This is a genomic window from Stenotrophomonas geniculata (assembly GCF_034508895.1).
In the GTDB taxonomy this organism is placed as follows: domain Bacteria; phylum Pseudomonadota; class Gammaproteobacteria; order Xanthomonadales; family Xanthomonadaceae; genus Stenotrophomonas; species Stenotrophomonas geniculata.
Genome location: NZ_CP140571.1, coordinates 3,653,697 through 3,670,422 on the forward strand (window position 1 = coordinate 3,653,697; position 16,726 = coordinate 3,670,422).

At 64.9% G+C, this 16,726-nt stretch carries 18 protein-coding genes; 3 read left to right on the forward strand and 15 right to left on the reverse strand.

All coding sequences use genetic code 11. From position 1 onward, the window contains the following. Nucleotides 1–37 precede the first annotated feature (37 nt). On the reverse strand, nt 38–1,027 hold the full coding sequence (gene acuI, locus RI032_RS16820; protein WP_109813642.1) for an acrylyl-CoA reductase (NADPH): 990 nt from the start codon (nt 1,025–1,027) through the stop codon (nt 38–40). A gap of 102 nt (nt 1,028–1,129) precedes the next feature. Here acuI and RI032_RS16825 point away from each other — a divergent pair, with 102 nt between their 5' ends. Beyond that, nucleotides 1,130–1,468, forward strand: a complete 339-nt coding sequence (locus RI032_RS16825; protein WP_049412996.1) for a winged helix-turn-helix transcriptional regulator — start codon at nt 1,130–1,132, stop codon at nt 1,466–1,468. 87 nt (nt 1,469–1,555) lie between these two features. Here the strand turns inward: RI032_RS16825 and RI032_RS16830 are convergent, their stop codons facing one another. From RI032_RS16830 to RI032_RS16865, 8 genes are all read right to left on the reverse strand, one after another. After that, nucleotides 1,556–1,753, reverse strand: coding sequence for a hypothetical protein (locus RI032_RS16830; protein ID WP_049455411.1), 198 nt, complete (start codon nt 1,751–1,753; stop codon nt 1,556–1,558). A gap of 115 nt (nt 1,754–1,868) precedes the next feature. After that, nucleotides 1,869–2,246: an EF-hand domain-containing protein gene (locus RI032_RS16835; RefSeq protein ID WP_322547354.1), complete on the reverse strand. Its 378-nt coding sequence runs from the start codon at nt 2,244–2,246 to the stop codon at nt 1,869–1,871. A 27-nt stretch (nt 2,247–2,273) separates the two neighbouring features. Beyond that, nucleotides 2,274–2,660 (reverse strand): hypothetical protein, encoded by a 387-nt coding sequence (locus tag RI032_RS16840; protein ID WP_322547355.1) that lies wholly within the window; start codon nt 2,658–2,660, stop codon nt 2,274–2,276. A 90-nt stretch (nt 2,661–2,750) separates the two neighbouring features. After that, the gene (locus RI032_RS16845) at nt 2,751–4,715 is read right to left on the reverse strand and encodes a MacB family efflux pump subunit (protein ID WP_322547356.1); all 1,965 of its coding nucleotides are present in this window, start codon (nt 4,713–4,715) and stop codon (nt 2,751–2,753) included. Beyond that, nucleotides 4,712–5,902, reverse strand: a complete 1,191-nt coding sequence (locus tag RI032_RS16850; protein ID WP_134958468.1) for an efflux RND transporter periplasmic adaptor subunit — start codon at nt 5,900–5,902, stop codon at nt 4,712–4,714. The genes RI032_RS16845 and RI032_RS16850 overlap by 4 nt, the downstream gene beginning before the upstream one ends. A 135-nt stretch (nt 5,903–6,037) precedes the next feature. Beyond that, the gene (locus RI032_RS16855; protein ID WP_322548276.1) at nt 6,038–6,454 is read right to left on the reverse strand and encodes a hypothetical protein; all 417 of its coding nucleotides are present in this window, start codon (nt 6,452–6,454) and stop codon (nt 6,038–6,040) included. A 323-nt stretch (nt 6,455–6,777) separates the two neighbouring features. Further along, nucleotides 6,778–8,127, reverse strand: coding sequence for a sensor histidine kinase (locus tag RI032_RS16860; protein ID WP_322547357.1), 1,350 nt, complete (start codon nt 8,125–8,127; stop codon nt 6,778–6,780). Next, nucleotides 8,127–8,801 carry a response regulator transcription factor gene (locus RI032_RS16865; RefSeq protein ID WP_019338179.1) on the reverse strand — a complete coding sequence of 225 codons (675 nt, stop codon included), beginning with the start codon at nt 8,799–8,801 and terminating at the stop codon, nt 8,127–8,129. Before RI032_RS16865 ends, RI032_RS16860 begins: the two co-directional genes overlap by 1 nt. 210 nt (nt 8,802–9,011) lie before the next feature. On the opposite strand from RI032_RS16865, the gene RI032_RS16870 reads away from it, so the two are divergent. Further along, nucleotides 9,012–9,293 carry a hypothetical protein gene (locus RI032_RS16870; protein ID WP_322547358.1) on the forward strand — a complete coding sequence of 94 codons (282 nt, stop codon included), beginning with the start codon at nt 9,012–9,014 and terminating at the stop codon, nt 9,291–9,293. Nucleotides 9,294–9,351: 58 nt separating this feature from the next. Here the strand turns inward: RI032_RS16870 and RI032_RS16875 are convergent, their stop codons facing one another. After that, nucleotides 9,352–11,493: a TonB-dependent siderophore receptor gene (locus RI032_RS16875; protein WP_322547359.1), complete on the reverse strand. Its 2,142-nt coding sequence runs from the start codon at nt 11,491–11,493 to the stop codon at nt 9,352–9,354. 74 nt (nt 11,494–11,567) lie between these two features. Next, on the reverse strand, nt 11,568–12,212 hold the full coding sequence (locus RI032_RS16880) for a TetR/AcrR family transcriptional regulator (RefSeq protein WP_043398660.1): 645 nt from the start codon (nt 12,210–12,212) through the stop codon (nt 11,568–11,570). 82 nt (nt 12,213–12,294) lie between these two features. On the opposite strand from RI032_RS16880, the gene RI032_RS16885 reads away from it, so the two are divergent. Further along, nucleotides 12,295–13,818, forward strand: coding sequence for an FAD-dependent monooxygenase (locus RI032_RS16885; protein WP_322547360.1), 1,524 nt, complete (start codon nt 12,295–12,297; stop codon nt 13,816–13,818). 8 nt (nt 13,819–13,826) lie between these two features. Here the strand turns inward: RI032_RS16885 and RI032_RS16890 are convergent, their stop codons facing one another. The 4 genes from RI032_RS16890 to RI032_RS16905 form a co-directional block, all read right to left on the reverse strand. Next, on the reverse strand, nt 13,827–15,530 hold the full coding sequence (locus RI032_RS16890) for an ATP-binding protein (RefSeq protein WP_049455406.1): 1,704 nt from the start codon (nt 15,528–15,530) through the stop codon (nt 13,827–13,829). Between the two features lie 181 nt (nt 15,531–15,711). After that, entirely contained in the window at nt 15,712–15,960 is a 249-nt protein-coding gene (locus RI032_RS16895) for a hypothetical protein (RefSeq protein WP_005410137.1), read from the reverse strand. A 97-nt stretch (nt 15,961–16,057) separates the two neighbouring features. Then, nucleotides 16,058–16,303 carry a hypothetical protein gene (locus tag RI032_RS16900; RefSeq protein ID WP_322547361.1) on the reverse strand — a complete coding sequence of 82 codons (246 nt, stop codon included), beginning with the start codon at nt 16,301–16,303 and terminating at the stop codon, nt 16,058–16,060. Nucleotides 16,304–16,428: 125 nt separating this feature from the next. Then, nucleotides 16,429–16,698 carry a hypothetical protein gene (locus RI032_RS16905; RefSeq protein ID WP_010484830.1) on the reverse strand — a complete coding sequence of 90 codons (270 nt, stop codon included), beginning with the start codon at nt 16,696–16,698 and terminating at the stop codon, nt 16,429–16,431. Nucleotides 16,699–16,726 lie beyond the last annotated feature (28 nt).

Consider the following 16,726-nt stretch of genomic DNA (forward strand, 5'->3'; position numbering starts at 1 on the left):
CCGCGGCGGCAGCGTGCCACCGCGGGACTGCCTGTCGTCAGGCATTCACATCCACAACAATCCGCCCACGCACCTTGCCCGGAATGATCTGGTCGTAGACGTCCAGCACTTCGGCAAGCCCAATCAGCTGCACGGTGCTTTCGAGCTTCTGCGGGTCCAGGTCGGTGGCAAGCCGGTCCCACGCACGCTGGCGAACGGCCTGCGGCGCATTCACCGAATCCACGCCGGCAAGCGTCACGTTGCGGAGAATGAAGGGCAGCACCGAGCCATGCAGCTCATCACTCTGCGCCAGCCCGCACGCGGCCACTGCGCCGCGGTACTTCGTCTCGGCAAGGGCGTTGACGAGGGTAGGGCCGCCTGCCACATCGACCACGCCGGCCCAGCGCTCGGCACTCACCGGCCGCTCGCGCGGTTCTGAAAGCTGCGCGCGGTCGATGATCTCGGCGGCGCCCAGGCTGTGCAGATACTCGGCGTGTTCCGGGCGCCCGGTGGCGGCCACCACGCGATAGCCCAGCTTTGAAAGGATCGCCACCGCGATCGAGCCGACGCCACCGTTGGCCCCCGTTACCAGCACGTCGCCCCTATCGGGCGTCACGCCGGCATCTTCCAGTGCCAGCACGCACAGCATCGCGGTGTAGCCGGCGGTGCCGATGGCCATGGCGTCGCGGGTGCTCAGGTTGCCGGGAATCCTGTTGAGCCATTCGCCGCGAACACGGGCGCGCTGGGCGAGGCCGCCGTGGTGGCCCATGCTGAGATCCCAGCCATTGAGCACAACGCGGTCGCCGGGTTTGAAGTCGACGCTGCTGGAGTCCAGCACCACGCCAGCCAGGTCGATGCCAGGGATCAACGGGAACGTCCGGATCACCGGGCGCGCGCCGGTGAGGGCCAGCGCGTCCTTGTAGTTCAGCGTGGAGTACTCGACCTGCACCAGCACGTCGCCATCCATCAGGTTGGCTTCATCGAAATCGACCAGCTCCGTGGAAACGCCGTCGTTGGTCTTGCGGGTCAGCAGTGCCTTGAAACTCATGGTGCGGTCTCACGTTCAATGGATGAACCCATGCTAGGCTCGCACCACTATCGCAACAAGAACGATGATTTTCCGTAGGTACTATGGTTTTCCGGAGTATGCATGCGTAGCAAGCGTTGGGACGGCAAGAGCGGTTGCGCGGTGGAAGTCACGCTGTCGGTCATGGGCGGCGTGTGGAAGCCGATCATTCTGTTCCACCTGATGACAGGCAAGCGGCGTTTCATGGAGCTCACGCGGCGTGTGCCCAACGCTACCCAGTCCATGCTGACCAGCCAGCTGCGGGAACTGGAAGCCGACGGGGTGGTGATCCGCCACGTGTACCCGGAAGTGCCGCCGAAGGTGGAATACGAGCTTTCCGAGTTCGGGCGCACGCTGGTTCCCGTGCTGCTGGCCATGCGCGAGTGGGGTGAAACCTATCGTGGTTTCAAGCGTTCGCCCTGAGCTGATTGTCAGCCGCGCATGGAATGTGGCGCGCACCAGTGCCAGCCCCCAAAATGGGGGGCGGCACACATCACGGCAATGCGTGACTTACGGGATGGTGCAGCCGCTGTTCCGCAGGCAACGGGCAAACGCCGGGTAGCAGACGTTCTCGCCATTGCCCGCCGCCAGACAAGCCTCGTAGGCGGTGTAGCACGGGGTACAGCGGGACTGCGCGGAGGCACTGCCGATTCCCAGGGTCAGTGCAGCAGCCGCAATAGCAACAGGCAGCTTGAATCCAATCTTCATGCTTCACTCCGTTGATAGCCCTCCATGGGCACCTCGGAGGCTAACGTGGGAAGAGGGTGTGTTCAGCCCGCACCGTGTCCGGATGTGCATCCATCTTCAGCGCCCCGCCCTGGATTTACTTTGTTGGCGCGTCTGCAGTCTGAGCGGCCACCATGGCTTGTTGCATTTCCTTCAGTGACAGATAGCCATCACCATCGGTGTCCAGGCCAGTAAAGTACTTCGCGATCTCCGGCACCACGATGGCTTCATCCTTGCTGATCCTTCCATCTTTGTTCTTGTCCATCGCGGCAAATGCGGCATTGATTGAATCGGCCTGCTTGTTGAAACGGCCCTGCTGAAATTCTGCGTACTCGGACTTGTCGACGCGTCCATCCTTGTTGGTATCCATCGCGGTGAACGTGGAATCGATGTAGGCCTGTTTCGGGTCGGCCGGTGCGGCCTCGGCCAGTAATGGGGCAGCGCCCAAGGCAATCAACAGAGCAGTTCTGGTCATGGGGTGTTTGTCCTTGTTGAGGGTCAATCAGCGGCAGGGATAGGTGTAGCCGTCGGTGCCGCGATAGGTATCGTTGCGGCGGTCGTAGTTGCCGTAGCGGTTCATGCAGTAGTCGGCGCGCTCGCGGACTTCGCGTTCGCGCTTGGCAGCAGCGGCAATCACGCCGGCCACCACCGCTGCACCCACCACGCCCACTACCACGCCGGTGGCTTTGGCGTCGTGCCGGCGCTCGCGTTCCCGCTCACGTTCGCGCCGCTCCCATGCATCGCGCTCCCGATCACGGTAGTCCTGGCTCCAGTTTGGGCTGTAGCGATCGCCACGCTGTGCGTGGGCGTCGCTGGAGTAGGGCATCAACACCAGTAGCTGCGCGGCAGCTACCAGCAGCAGTGCGGGCTTTCCTGTTCTAAGAAACATCGTCCAGCTCCTGTGCAGACATTCTCGGTAGCCGTAGTACACACTGCGGACATTGCGCGAACCTGCTGTCAACACAGGTAGATGCATTGGCTATTGGACCAGTGCCTCCACCGGATCGAGCCGTGCGGCACGTCGTGCCGGCAGGAATCCGAAGCCAACGCCGATCAGGCTGGAACAGGCGAAGGCGGCCAGAATCGAGTTGACGGAGAACACCAGGCTGAAGCCCGCATCGGCCAGCTCCAGAGCCGCGCCCAACGCAAGGGCCACGCCGATGCCGAGTACACCACCGAGCAGGCAGACCAGCACCGATTCGATCAGGAACTGCTGCAGGATGTCGCTGCGGCGCGCACCCACCGCCATGCGTACGCCGATCTCGCGGGTTCGCTCGGTCACCGACACCAGCATGATGTTCATCACGCCGATCCCGCCGACCACCAATGCGATGGCCGCGATGGAGCTGATCATCATGGTCAGGATGCCGGTGGTCTGTTCGATGGATTCACGGATCTGCGCGTTGTTGCTCATGTAGAAGTCGGTGCTGCCATGACGCCGCGTCAGCAATCGTCCGATGGCCTGCTCGGCCGCTTCCATGCTGATCGCATCGGAAACGCGTACGGTGATGCTGGACACGTGGCTCTGCCCCAGCATGCGTGCCATGGCGGTGGTGTAAGGCAGCCATACCCGCAGCAGTGACGCATCGCCGGCAGCACCGGCATCTTTCTTCACCACGGCCACAATACGCACAGGCACGTTGCCCAGCAGCAGGGTCTGGCCGATGGGATTGTCCGCGGCAGCGAAGAAGCGAGCGCGGGTATTGGCGTCGATCACCACGACCTGCTGGTAGCCGCTCACACCCGGTGGGCCGAAGAATGCGCCTTCGCCCAGCTTCAGGCCATGCACGCGGAAATACTGCTCGCTGACGCCCTGCACCTGCACGCTGGCCGAACGATTGCCGCGCAGGGCAGTGCCGCTGGTGGCAACACCGGGGGTGGCGCTGTCCACGAATGGCTGCCGGGCAAGGGCCACGCTGTCGCCGGGAGTGAGTGTTTCCACCCGCGCGGAATGGAGGTCGCCAAAGCCCGATCCGGGATAGATTTCGATGGTATTGGTACCCAACGAGGAGATGTTGGACAGGATGGCCTGCCGTGCGCCGGTACCCAGTGCCACCACCGCTACGACCGATGCAATGCCGATGATGATCCCGAGCATGGTCAGGAAGGTGCGCATGCGGTGGGCGTTCATCGCGCGCAATGCCATGCGGAAGGCTTCAGCGAAACGGTCCCGCCAGACCCGCCAGCCGCTGTTGCCCACAGGCTGGGTCACGGCTGGCGTCGCCACGCCCGCTGACAGACCAGTACCGGTTGCACGATCATCCGCAATCCGCCCATCGCGGATTTCGATGATGCGCTGCGCGTGCTCGGCCACGGCCATGTCATGCGTAACCAGCACCACGGTATGGCCCTCGGCGTGCAGCTCGCCGAGGATCTTCATCACTTCTTTGCCGGAATGCGTGTCCAACGCACCTGTAGGTTCGTCGGCGAAGATCACTGCGCCGCCATTCATCAGCGCACGTGCAATCGAAACGCGTTGCTGCTGGCCACCCGATAGCTCACCAGGAAGATGCTGCATGCGCTCGCCCAGGCCAAGCCGCGACAACAGCGTGGCCGCACGCGCATGGCGTGCATCGGCAGGCATGCCGGCGTAGATCGCAGGCACTTCCACATTGCTCAGTGCAGTCAGATCGGTCAGCAGGTGGTAGCGCTGGAAGATGAAGCCGAAGTGTTCGCGGCGTAGTTCGGCCAGTTCATCCGGCGACATCTGCGCGGTCTCGCGCCCGGAGATCTGATAGACACCGGCGGAAGGGCGATCCAGGCAGCCCAGGATGTTCATCAGCGTGGACTTGCCCGAACCGGACTGGCCTACGATGGCCACCAGTTCACCTGCGTGAATATCCAGGTCGATGCCGTCGAGTACCACCAATGTCTGCTCGCCTGCGGCAAACTCGCGGCGTACGCCGCGAACGCGCAGCAGCGGCTCGGTCGTGGTCGTGCTCATCTGGACTGCGTGGGTGCGCTGGTGGCTTCGGCGTCGGCCTGCGCCAGCACGACCTGTTCGCCTTCCTTCAGCCCGGTGCGTACTTCCACCTGGATCTGATCATCCAGCCCGGTAGTGACGCGCCGCGTGCTGGCGCGGCCGTCGGCACCACGTACCTGCACGCTGTAACTGCCATCGGCGGCGCGCGCACCCAATGCGGCCGAGGGAATGGTCAGTACGTTGTTGGCTCGGCCCAGCACGATGCGGACCTGCGCGGTCATGTAGCTGCGCAGGCGGCCATCGGCGTTATCCACGTCGAACTGGCCGTTGTAGTACATGGCCGTGCGGCTGCCACCCGACACTGCCGGTGCAGCAAGGCTGGAGCTGTCTTCGTTGGTGATGGATTCCGGCGCTGGCGCGATATCCCGCAACGTGCTGCTGTAGCGGCGGCCGGCATCACCAAGAATGGTGAAGAATGCTTCCTGGCCAACAGACGTGTGTACGACGTCGGCCTCGGAGATCTCGGCGTACACCGTCATCACGTCCTGGTTGCCCAGCATCACGATGGTGGGGGCGCTCTGCACCGCATTCACGGTCTGCCCCTGGCGCGCGACCACGGCCAGTACGGTTCCGTCGGTGGGGGCGGTGATGCGGGTGTACTCCAGATTGGTCTGAGCAACATCGACGTCGGTCTGTCGGCGCGCCACTTCACCGTCCAGCGCAGCGACCTGTTCACGGGTGGCATCGACCTTGGCCTTGGCAGTATCGAAGTCGGCGCGGGCCACCAGTTGCGAGGCCACCAGTTGCTGCTGCCGATGCAGTGTCAGCTCGAACTGGCGCAGGTCGGTGGCCAGCGCATCGCGGTTGGCACGCGCGGTGCGTTGTGCGGCCTGCGCGCTGAGCAATGCATTGCGTTGAGTACGCGAGTCGATGTCGGCGATGGGATCGCCGGCTTTCACTTTGTCGCCCAGCTTTACATGCAGGGTTTCGATGCGTCCGGAGACCTGTGCACCCACGCTTACCAGTTGCGAGGGCTTCAGCGTGCCAGTGGCCTCCACCACCTGTTCGATGCTGCTGCGAGCGACCGGTGCAACCTGCAGGTGCGGAGGTGGTGCGGGCCGCAACCACGCGAACAGAGTCAGCGCGCAGCACAGCAGGCCGGCAGCGACGATGAGCGCACGGCGGCGCTTGCGGGGTACGGTGCTCATCGGCTCAGCAACCAGAAGAGACAGGTCATCGGGGGTCCTTGCGACAGAAGAGACACACGTCTGTCGGGGCAGACGTGGTTGGGCGTCGAGTCTCGATGCGCTGGGTTGCGCGAACCTTGCGGGGCGATCGTTGTGTCAGCGCGCGGCATGAAGAGCGAGCAGTGCCACGGCGATGAACTGCAGGGCGCTACCGAGAACCAGCAGTGCATTTCGCAGCCGGTGACCTGCGATGCGCGCAGCGCAGAGTTGAATCGCCGCGCTGGCCAACAACCAGGGGAAGGTCGAAGCATGCAGCTTCGCCATTCCTGCACCGATGGCGATCAGCAGCGTACTGGCAATCATTATCCCAGCGGCATGGCCGTCCAGGGCGCGCAGCAGCGGTGGCGTTGGGTGCGGGGTTGCCGCCCGCCATGCCGCCAGCCCATGCAGCGCAGCATGCACGGCAACGAACAGGAGCACGGCCGTCGCCACCGCTGTGCTCGCATGCCGATACGCTGAAGCCATCAGCGCAATGCCGGGCAGCAGCAGAAACAACGCGCCGAACAGCCGCATCAACACGCCAGCGCGCTCGATATCGGGGACTGTCCGCAGCCAAAGCGGCCAATGTTGCAGGCCGGGCGCGCGGACATTGTGTGGGCGGCGATTCCATGCGGCAGCCGTAAGTCCCGACGAATTCCGCGGTGGCACAGTGCGTGCGGAAGGGGACGGTGGGGGAGCTCCCTGGGTCACATGCAGGCTTCCTGTCAGATAGGAACGCGGTGGCACGGCAGGTGCCACACCCCGATGCTGTCCAGCGAACATTGCCGCAACCTTGCCTGTCCTCGCTCCTGGCCACGCATGGACAGGCGCCGGTTACACAGGTGCATGCGATGTGTTCAGTGCTCCAGCGGTGGCGTGCTGGTCACGCCCGGATGCAATGGAAACTCGACACGGATCAATGCACCACCGCCCGGCGCATCCAGAATCGTGACGTGGCCGCCGTGGCGGTCGATCACCTGGCGCACCAGGTTCAGCCCCAGGCCCGCGCCTGTCTGCCGTGGCCGCAACCGCTGGAAGGGTTCGAAAACCCGTTCGCGCTGGTCGACCGGTATGCCGGGGCCGTCGTCCTCGACCTCCAGGCAGCTGCCTTGAATGCGCACGATGATCTGGCGTCCGCCATGTTCGGCAGCATTCAGTACCAGGTTGGAAATTACCCGTTCCACTGCGCCGGTCTCGCCGAGCACCGGGAAATGTGATTCCACCGCCACGGCTACGGTCTTGTCCGACTGGATCAGCAGCGGCGCCAGATCGGCGGCCACCCGTTTGGCCACCCGCGCCAGGTTGATGGTTTCCTTCGGCCCGTCTTCGTCCATGCGGTGCAGATCCAGCAGCTGCTCTGCCAGCGTCGCCAGTCGCGCCACTTCCACGGCCAGGCTGCACGAGGTGGCGTCGTCGGCCGCATCGACCTTTACCCTCAGAATCGCAATGGGTGTGCGCAGCTCATGCGCGGCGGCGGCGATGAAGCGGCGTTGCCGTTCGTGCCCCTCGTCCAGCCGCTCCAGTGCTTCATTCACCGCCGTCACCAACGGAGCGATCTCCACAGGCACGGCGGTTTCTGTCAGGCGGACACCGCGGCGGCTGGCGGAGATGTTGCGGGCTTCCTCGGCGATGCGCTCCACCCCGGCCAGGGCCCGTCTCACGATGATCGGTGTCAGGACGATGGTGGCCAGGCCCAGCAGCAGGAAGATCGGCAGGGTGATGATGTGTGCCGCCAGCGCCATCTGCCAGGTCAGCGTATCGGTTTCGCCATGGGCCATGATGGTCAGCTTGCCGGCCGGCCCGCTGTGCTGGCGGACCACGACGGCCAGGCCATCGCTGCGATCCCGCCCGCGCAGGTCGCCAAAGGGGATGCCATCCAGTGCGCCTACCAGCGAGGCATAGGCCGGCGGCACAGGTCCGAACGTAACGTAGTGGCCATGCTCATCCTCGGCGATGAACCATGCACCGGGAACGATCTTCAGCAGTTCGGCCAGTTCCGGTGTGTTCTGCACGTACAGTTCGCCATTGCGGTCGCGGTGCACCGCGTCGGCGGCCACCGGCGCAAAGGTCTGGATGGTGTAGTAGCCACCGCTGTCGGCACGTATCAGCACCATCAGCAGCGCGAAGAACGCCACCAGCAACGCCATTAGCTGATAGATCAGCGTTTTGACGATCAACGGACGCTTCAGCGATGGACGACGCGCCATTATTTGGCTTCCCGCATCAGATAGCCGACACCGCGGATGGCGTGTATCTCTACTCCTGCGTCGGCATCGGCCAGCTTGCGGCGAAGGCGCGATACGTGCGAATCGAGCGTGTTGGAATGGATGCCGTCATCGAATCCATACACCGCCATTTCAATCGACTCGCGCAGCACGGTGCGACCCAGACGCCGGGCCAGCGCGGCCAGTACACGTATCTCACGGCGCGGCAGCTCCAGCCGCTGCCCGCCCACGCTCGCCTCGCCCGATGCCGGGTCGAACACCAACCGGCCGATGCTCACCAGTTCCACCTGCATGCCGCTCGGCCGGCGCCCGGCAGCGCGGATGCGGGCGAACAGCTCCTCCAGTGCGAAGGGCTTGGCCAGATAGTCGTCCGCGCCCTCATCCAGGCCGGCGATGCGGTCCGGCAGCTGCCCCAGCGCGCTCAGCACGATGATCGGCACCCCGGGGTTGCGCTCACGCAATAGCGAAATCAATCCCAGTCCGTCGCCGTCGGGCAGGGTGCGGTCCAGCAATACCAGGTCGTGCGATCCGCACAGGGCCGCTTCGCGGGCCAGCGCCAGCGTGTTGGCCAGGTCCACCACGTAGCGCTCGCGCTGCAGGGCGGACTTCAGGGTAGCGGCCAGTTCGGCTTCGTCTTCGATCAGCAGGATGTGCATCGGCGGGGTTTGCGCAGGAAGGGGGCGTGGCGGGGCGGTTCGGCACGCGCCGGCACCGTATGACAGGAACATTGCGTGAACATGGCGTGCCTTCCCGATGTCCCGCAAGGCTGTAATGGACGCAGGAAAGCGGATGTCGGCGCAAGGTTCGCGCAATCCGGGCACTCCAGCCTTGGCGCCCTTTCGCTGATCCCACCCCCTGGAGTACCCATGAAGTTGTTCGTTCCGTTGTTGTTCGTGGCCGCGCTGAGTGGCTGCACCACCGCCAGGATGACCGTTACCCCCGATGGCCGACGCGGCGTCTCCATCGACTGCAGCGGCTCCAGCTCCTGGAGTGGTTGCTACGAAAAGGCCGGGCAGATATGCCCAGGCGGCTATGTGGTCTTCAGCAAGGATGGCGACGACGGCAACGCCATCGCGGTGGGCAACAAGAACGGCTTCACCTCCACCCAGATGACCACCCGCTCGATGCTGGTGGCCTGCTCGCACTGATGCCGGGAGGGGAGGTGGGCAGCCGCCTCCCCCTGTCATCATGGTTCGCAGCCCTGTGTCAGAAGCTGTAGGCCGCCTGCACATACACCCGCCGTGGCTCGCCGGGGAAATGCCCGTTGCGTTCAATGAAGCCACTGGCCGCGTACACCTTGTCGAACAGGTTCTTGACGTTGGCCTGGAAGTGCCATTGCCTCCACGTGGTCTTCCAGCTCACGTCGAACACGGTGTAGGCCTTGACCGTCTGCCCATCCAGGCTGAGGCGTTCGCCGACGTGATCGGCGCCAAAGCCGATGGCGGAGTTGATCGCCGGCAGGTCATAACGCGTCCACAGTCCCAGCTTGTTGCGCGGCGCATTGGCGAATCGGTCGCCGGAGGCGTTGGTGATGCCATTCGGGCCGGCGTCCTTCACCCGCGCATCGTTGTAGGCGTAGGTCAGGTTCAGCACCCAGCGCTCGGTGAGGTCGGCCAGAAGGTCCAGCTCCATGCCGGTGCTACGTACCAGGCCCAGCGCGGCCAACTGGTTCACGCCACCGATCACCTCGCCGGTGGCCTGCACGATGTTGCTGCGGTCGATCCGGTAGGCCGTCATGTTCAAGGTCACACGGTCGGCCAGCAGCGACTTCATGCCCACTTCCCACTGCTTGCTGCGCTCGGCATCGAACGGTCCGCCAGCGGCCGGGTTCTGGTTGGCGGCACTCTGCGGCACGAAACCATTGGCGATGTTGGCGTAGACATTCAGGCCCTCGCGCACGGTGAACGTGCTACCCAGCCGCCAGCTGAGATCGTTGCCATCCACGCTGCTGCCACCCATGCGGTCCTCATCCTTGAAGCCATCCCAGCGCAGCCCGGCCAGCACATGCCAGCGTGTGCCCAGTGCCAGTTCGTCCTGCAGGTAGCCGCCATAGCGCTTGCTGCGGGTGGACGTGCTGCGCCAGGGCAGGGCCGCCAGGTTGTAGTCGTGCCAGGTACTGGCGCCGTACACGGGATTGAACAGGTCGATGCCGCGCACCGGCCCGGCGCCACGCGCAAGGTCAGCGCTGTTCGCGGTCTGTGCGGTGAAGTCCGCATCCAGCCGGTATACATCGGCGCCGAACAGCACCTTGTGCTCCACCGCGCCGGTGGTCACCCGCCAGACTGCATTGCCGTTGGCAGTGAATGCGTCGTTGTCGCGGATCTGGTTGCGCAGCTGGCGGGTCATCCATTCGGCCACGCCATCGCGGTCACGATCGAGCAGGCCCATCGGCTCGTGGTACATCTGGTGCTCGTTGTTGCTGAACCAGCGGGCGGCGAAGTCCAGGTCCAGCGTGTCGAGCGGCGCGAAGCGGTACTGCGCCAGCGCCACCTTGGCGCGCATGTCGAGAAAGTCGCTGGCCTCGTTGTGGTTCCAGCGGCGGTCGGTCAGAAACGTGCCTGCATCGTTGACCGGCACGCCGCGCAGACGGTTGCCGCCAAGGTTCTGGGTGATGTCGGTGAACTGCAGCACCAGTTCGCCGGTCTGTCCGACGTCGAAGGCCAGCGAGGCATCGCCGATCACGCTCTCGCTGTCGGTGTTCCAGCGCACGCCCTTTTCATTGTCGGCATAGAGCCCGGCGCGATAGCGCACGCTGCCGGCGGCATTCAACGGCCCGGTACCCTCGATCGATCCGGCACGGAAGTCCTTGTCGCCCAGCTGGACCTCGATGCGGCGCTCGGCAGCGGCTTTGGGCTTGCGGGTCACGTAGTTGATGACACCGCCCGCATCACCCCCGCCATACAGCGCGCCTGCCGGTCCCTTCAGCACTTCCACGCGCTCGATGTTGAACAACTGCGGCACCGAGAATCCTGCATACGGGTCGCCGCGCAGACCGTCATACAGCACGTTCTCCTGGCGGAAGCCGCGCAGGGTCACCCCGGCATAGCTGAAATAGCTGATGCCGCTGATGCTGCGATAGAGATCGGTTACCTGACGCGCCGCCTGGTCGTCGATCAGTTCACGCGGGATGACCTGGATCGACTGTGGGACCAGCTCCAGCGGTGTATCCGTGCGGGTGCCGACCGCGGCATCGTCCACCCGGTACAGCGCCTGTGCACGTCCGCGAACCTCGACCTTGTCCAGGTCCTTGGGCGCGGCAGTAGAGGACTCGGCAGCATGGGCAAGCGGTGCCAAGGGCAGGGTCAGTGCCAGGTACAGGGCGCGTTGCAGGGGTGTGGGAAGGGGCATTGGGGAGGGGCTATGTGTCTGCAAATGAGAAAGATTAGCATTTGCAACACTTCGAAACCTATCCCCCGAATGCGCTATGGACGCGCGCCGGGGTCCGTATATGGGGTGCCCGCCAAGGCCACCAGTACCCCGTTGGCGCCGCGCACGATCAGCTGCAGCATGGCCTCGCGCGGGTCCTCGCCCTGCAGTTGGCTTGCCAGTCCTTTCTCATAGGCCGCCACCATCGACGCCAGCAGCATGGCCGCGCCCAATCGCCCTTCGGCGTCATGTCCGGGCCGGCCGACAGCGTCGGCCATCAATTGCGCCAGATCGTCAGTCAACTGCGCCTGCAGCCGTCGCGCGTGCGCGACCAGTACCGGGCTCTCCGCCACGGTGCCCCAGAAGGCGGCAGCACCGGCATTGATGCGCAGCAGTGGATGGCCCGCCTCCAGCAACTCGCGCACGAGTGACTGGAAGGCCATCAGCGGGGTCATTCCGCTGCGCGCCATCATGCCCTCGCGCAGCAGCGTGCGCGCCTCCTCATCGCGATCGAACACCAGGTCTTCCTTGCTGGCGAAGTAGTTGAAGACCGTCTTGCGTGAGACGCCCGCGGCTTCGGCGATCTCGGACATGGAGACGGCCTCGAAGCCCCGCCGGATGATCAGCTCGGTGGCGACGTCGGAAATCGCTTGTCGGGTCTCGGCTTTGCGCTGCTCGCGACGGCCAGGAAGCGGGGTCATGGGTGGTTCACGTGTGAAAAGGTACACCGAGTGTAGCATTTGTCCCGCCAGAGCGCCGACCCGGCGCTCACAAGGAATCTCCATGCTGTACGACGTCGTCATTGCCGGTGCTGGCCCGGTTGGCTTGTTCCTGTCCTGCGAACTGGCCCATGCCGGGTGTTCGGTGCTGGTGCTGGAACAGGCCGGGTCCGCTGATTCGCCGTTGAAGCGCCTGCCATTCGGGCTGCGCGGCCTGAACGTCCCCACGCTGGAGGCACTGGATCGGCGTGGCCTGTTGGACGCGGTCGTCGCGACTCAGGTGCTCAAGCCCGACAAGGGCGCGCCGCCGCTAGGCACCGCCCATTGGCTGGCGCAACCGCGGGCGCTGGGTGGCCACTTCGCCGGCATTCCGTTTGCGTTGGACGACGTCGACCGCACGCGCTGGAGCTGGCGCCTGCCGACGCCAGTGGGCACTCAGATGGCGGTGGAGCTGCAGGCCCTGGAAACGGTATTGGCCGAACGTGCGATTGCGCTGGGCGTGCGCATCGAACGCGGGCGTGCGGTACAGGCGGTGGATGCGCACGAGGCGCAGGTTGCCGTGCACATCGGCTCCGGCAGGGTCCACGGCCGCTGGCTGGTCGGTTGTGATGGGGCCCGCAGCACGGTACGCAAGCAATCGGGCTTCATCTTTGCCGGAACCGGGCCGGAGTTCACCGGTTACACGCTGCTGGTCGAACTGGCAGATGGGTGTGTACTCACACCGGGCCGACAGTTCACCGATCACGGGATGTGCAATTTCAACCCGCCAGGCCTGCTGGCGCTGGCCGATTTCGACGGTGGCGCGGGCCATCGCACGCCACTGGACCGGCACTCCGCGCAAGCGTTGCTGCGGCGGGTGTCTGGCCGCGAGGCAACGATCACTGCATTGCACCTGGCCACGACATGGACCGATGCTGCGCGCCAAGCGACGGCCTATCGCAGCGGCCGTGTGCTGTTGGCAGGTGATGCCGCGCACATGCATTCACCGTTGGGCGGCCAGGGGCTGAACCTTGGCATCGGCGATGCGATGAACCTCGGTTGGAAGCTGGCCGCCGTAGTGCGGGGCAAGGCTGATGAGGCGCTGCTGGACAACTATCAGTCTGAGCGCCATCCGGTGGGCACCAAGGTGCTGGACTGGTCGCGCGCGCAGGTTGCGCTGATGCGTCCCGGGGCCGGCTCGCGCGCGCTGGCAGCGATCATGGCCGACCTGGCCGGCACCCGCGATGGGGCCACGTATCTGGCCGAGCGGATCTGGGGTGTTTCGCAGCAGCTGGAACTTGGCGGAGAGCACCCGCTGGTCGGCAGGAGCGCGCCGGACTTCCGGTTGGCCGATGGCCGCCGCCTGGGCGAACTGCTGAGAGCGGGGCAGGGGGCGCTGATTGTTTTCGACCCGGCGTCTTCGCCGCCGCAGCATGACCAACGCTGGCAGCCTTCCATCGCCTGCGCCGCAGATACTGGAGATGTGGCATCGGGTCTGGGGGCGGTGCTGGTGCGCCCGGATGGCGTCGTTGCCTGGACCTGCGGCATAGGAGGAGATATGCCCGGCCTTGATTCGGCGCTTGCTTCCTGGACCGGTCCGACGCGGTGATCTGCCGGCTAAAGCGCAGTCACCATCGTCTGCGAGCGACGGCTGGCCTCGGTCATCACGGAGGCCAGCTGCTTCAGTGAGTAGGGCTTGCGCAGCAGCGTGAAACCGTGGCCTGGATCGCGGGCCAGCAGTTCGCTGTAGCCACTGGTGAGAATGATCGGAAGATCGGGCAGGCGGCTGCGGATGGTGCGGGCGAGATCCAGCCCATTGGTCCCGGGCATGACCACGTCGCTGAACACCACGTGGAAACGCGCAGCGTCGCGCTCGAGCTCCGCCAGTGCCTCGTCGGCATTGCGCGCGAGTACGACGTTGTAATCAAGCTCGCGCAGCGCCCCGACTGCAAACTCGGCCACATCCACGTTGTCTTCCACCACCAGTACGCACAATCCGTGGCCATGCAGCAGCCCCTGTTGCGTGGTCGGCAGCTCGATGGTGGCGTTTTCCTGCGCCAGCGGCAGATACAACGTGAAGCGCGTACCGACACCGGCCTGGCTCTGTACGTCCACTTCGCCCTCGGACTGCTTGACGAAGCCGAACACCTGGCTGAGGCCAAGCCCGGTGCCCGCGCCCACTCCCTTGGTGGTGAAGAATGGCTCGAAGATCCGGTCCACCACGGACGGATCGATACCGGCACCGGTGTCGCTGACGCTGATCGCAGCGAAGTTGCCTTTCATCGGCGCCGCGAACCGCACGGAAGGCACCGATGTCAGCTGTTCCACATCGATCGTCACCTTGCCGTGGCCGTCAATGGCGTCGCGCGCGTTCACCGCGATGTTGATCAGTGCGGTGTCGAGCTGGGTCCGGTCCAGCAGTACCGGCAACGGGGCGTCGGGCAGGTTTACTGATACGGAGATGCGCGCACCCAGTACTGTGGTGATGATGTCTGAAAGCGCGCGCACGCTCTCGCAAAGGTCGAACACCTGCGGCGACAGGCTCTGTCTACGCGAGAACGCCAGAAGCTGGGCGGTCAGGCGAGTGGCGCGGTCAGCGGCGGTTTCGATGGCCTGTACATAGCGCAGGCGCGCATCTCCGGCTGGCCAGGTATGCAGCAGCATGTCCACGGAGCCGGTGATGACCTGCAGCAGATTGTTGAAGTCGTGTGCAACGCCGCCGGTCAGCTGGCCGATGGCCTCCAGCTTCTGCGACTGCCGCAGCTGTTCGCGGGCGCGTACCAGTTCAAGGTGGGCCTCGCGTGCCTGCTCGGTGATGGCCGCTACCTGGCGCGTGTGCCGGTCGCGCTCGATCACCCGTTCGGTCTGCTCGCTGACGACGCAGATGATGCCGGCCACGCCTCCGCAACCGGCACGCAGCGGCGAGTAGGAGAACGTCCAGAATGTCTCGCGCAACGTGCCATCACGGTCCATCATCAACGGCATGTTCTTGAAACTGCGGCTCGTGCCGCCGAAGGCGTCGTTGACAGCATCGACGACGTCGGCCCAGACGTCCGCCCAGACGTCTTCCAATCGGCTGCCCATGGCGCCGTGCAGCTTGCCGCCCAGCATCGGCAGGTAGGCATCGTTGAAGAAGAACGCCTTGTTGTCGCGGCCCCATGCGATCCACAGCGGCTCCGGAGAATCCAGGATCATCGCCAGCAGAGCGCGAAGTTCGGGAGTAGCGTTGGCGGCGTCGGCGGAGCGGGCCCAGTCGCTGTCCTGCAGCAGCCGGTAGGCGAGTTGATCGGGTGCCGAGACAGGAAGGGGGAAGGGATGCATGGCCGTGCGCGAAGAAAGGTGCCGCAGCTTAGCCGAGGTGATGTCATTGCGCTCTGCACAGGTCCTGCGCCCTGGCCGTCATCGGCCCTTCGGGCCGACGAGGTGGCTCACGGGGCGGCCTCTGACTTCACCATCATCCCTGCGCCAACAGCCTGCGTCATGGCACCGTCGTATTCCAGCCTCAGACACCCAGAAGCGAATTCACCTGCCAATCGGCAACCCGCGCATGGCTCACCGCCTGATGACTGCCGCATCCATCGCAGCGGAACAAGGCACCGCCCGGCAGCTGGACCAAGTTGTCTTCGCTGGCCGAGCGGGTTTCAGAACAATGCCGGCAGATGACAGTGAGCGCCGTAATGCGCTCCACTCCGCCAGACAGGTCGAACACAGCTTCAAAGGCATGGATGACAGGGTGACCAGTGGCCGGCATCGGGAAAGTCGTCGCGGTGGGGAGGCGTTATCCTGCCCTTCTGATCGTGACGGGCTGGTCATCCGCATGCATCGGAACGATCAAGATGCCAGGCGGCTCAGAGATCCTTCTTCCTGCCGCTCAGGTCGATCGGCCTGTCACTGCCCTTGCGCTCGCTCGACCACACTTCCATGCCCTTGTTGCAGCGGCTCTCGCGGGCAGCCACTTCGCGCGGCAGGTCCTTCAGATGCGGTGATTCCTGGCAGGCCTGATGCATGTTGCTGTCGTCATAGGTGGCACAGGCGCTGAGCGAGGCCAGGGCAACGGTGGTGAGGGAGGCGCGAAGCAGGGGCTGCAGGGTCATGGGGAGGTCTCGGGTGGTGCCGGGCTGGCCATGGCATTCAAATCCGTGACCCCGGGCACGCACAATCCGACCAACCGCACTTGTTATTCTGTAACAGATGCGCGATAGTCCCGCGCCTGCTGGGATCAGGCGACGCAGATCATCAGCATCATGCTCAGCGCCAGCATCAGCACGAATACGCGCCGGCTCAGCGCAAGGCAGGCCAGGCAGGCGGCCAGTGCCCAGGCAGCCAGCAGCGCGCAGGCCAGCAGCCACAGCCCGATCACCATCAAGGATCCACTCGCCAGTGCGGACAGTGCGATCGCCTTGAACAGCGTCACGCCCAACACACTGCCGAGTACACCGGCCTGAAGGGCGATGGCATCGTGACGGGCAGGGGCGGGTGGGTGGTGCATGTCGGCGGCGTTCGTTCGCTGCAAGGGA

Coding starts and splice junctions, on each gene's coding strand:
- RI032_RS16855 (WP_322548276.1), bottom strand. CDS start 6,454: ATGCGGCTGTTCGGCGCGTTGTTTCTGCTGCTGCCCGGCATTGCGCTG.
- acuI (WP_109813642.1), bottom strand. CDS start 1,027: ATGAGTTTCAAGGCACTGCTGACCCGCAAGACCAACGACGGCGTTTCC.
- RI032_RS16845 (WP_322547356.1), bottom strand. CDS start 4,715: ATGAGCACGACCACGACCGAGCCGCTGCTGCGCGTTCGCGGCGTACGC.
- RI032_RS16900 (WP_322547361.1), bottom strand. CDS start 16,303: ATGACCCTGCAGCCCCTGCTTCGCGCCTCCCTCACCACCGTTGCCCTG.
- RI032_RS16860 (WP_322547357.1), bottom strand. CDS start 8,127: ATGGCGCGTCGTCCATCGCTGAAGCGTCCGTTGATCGTCAAAACGCTG.
- RI032_RS16825 (WP_049412996.1), top strand. CDS start 1,130: ATGCGTAGCAAGCGTTGGGACGGCAAGAGCGGTTGCGCGGTGGAAGTC.
- RI032_RS16835 (WP_322547354.1), bottom strand. CDS start 2,246: ATGACCAGAACTGCTCTGTTGATTGCCTTGGGCGCTGCCCCATTACTG.
- RI032_RS16890 (WP_049455406.1), bottom strand. CDS start 15,530: ATGCATCCCTTCCCCCTTCCTGTCTCGGCACCCGATCAACTCGCCTAC.
- RI032_RS16830 (WP_049455411.1), bottom strand. CDS start 1,753: ATGAAGATTGGATTCAAGCTGCCTGTTGCTATTGCGGCTGCTGCACTG.
- RI032_RS16895 (WP_005410137.1), bottom strand. CDS start 15,960: ATGCCGGCCACTGGTCACCCTGTCATCCATGCCTTTGAAGCTGTGTTC.
- RI032_RS16870 (WP_322547358.1), top strand. CDS start 9,012: ATGAAGTTGTTCGTTCCGTTGTTGTTCGTGGCCGCGCTGAGTGGCTGC.
- RI032_RS16840 (WP_322547355.1), bottom strand. CDS start 2,660: ATGTTTCTTAGAACAGGAAAGCCCGCACTGCTGCTGGTAGCTGCCGCG.
- RI032_RS16905 (WP_010484830.1), bottom strand. CDS start 16,698: ATGCACCACCCACCCGCCCCTGCCCGTCACGATGCCATCGCCCTTCAG.
- RI032_RS16880 (WP_043398660.1), bottom strand. CDS start 12,212: ATGACCCCGCTTCCTGGCCGTCGCGAGCAGCGCAAAGCCGAGACCCGA.
- RI032_RS16865 (WP_019338179.1), bottom strand. CDS start 8,801: ATGCACATCCTGCTGATCGAAGACGAAGCCGAACTGGCCGCTACCCTG.
- RI032_RS16850 (WP_134958468.1), bottom strand. CDS start 5,902: ATGAGCACCGTACCCCGCAAGCGCCGCCGTGCGCTCATCGTCGCTGCC.
- RI032_RS16875 (WP_322547359.1), bottom strand. CDS start 11,493: ATGCCCCTTCCCACACCCCTGCAACGCGCCCTGTACCTGGCACTGACC.
- RI032_RS16885 (WP_322547360.1), top strand. CDS start 12,295: ATGCTGTACGACGTCGTCATTGCCGGTGCTGGCCCGGTTGGCTTGTTC.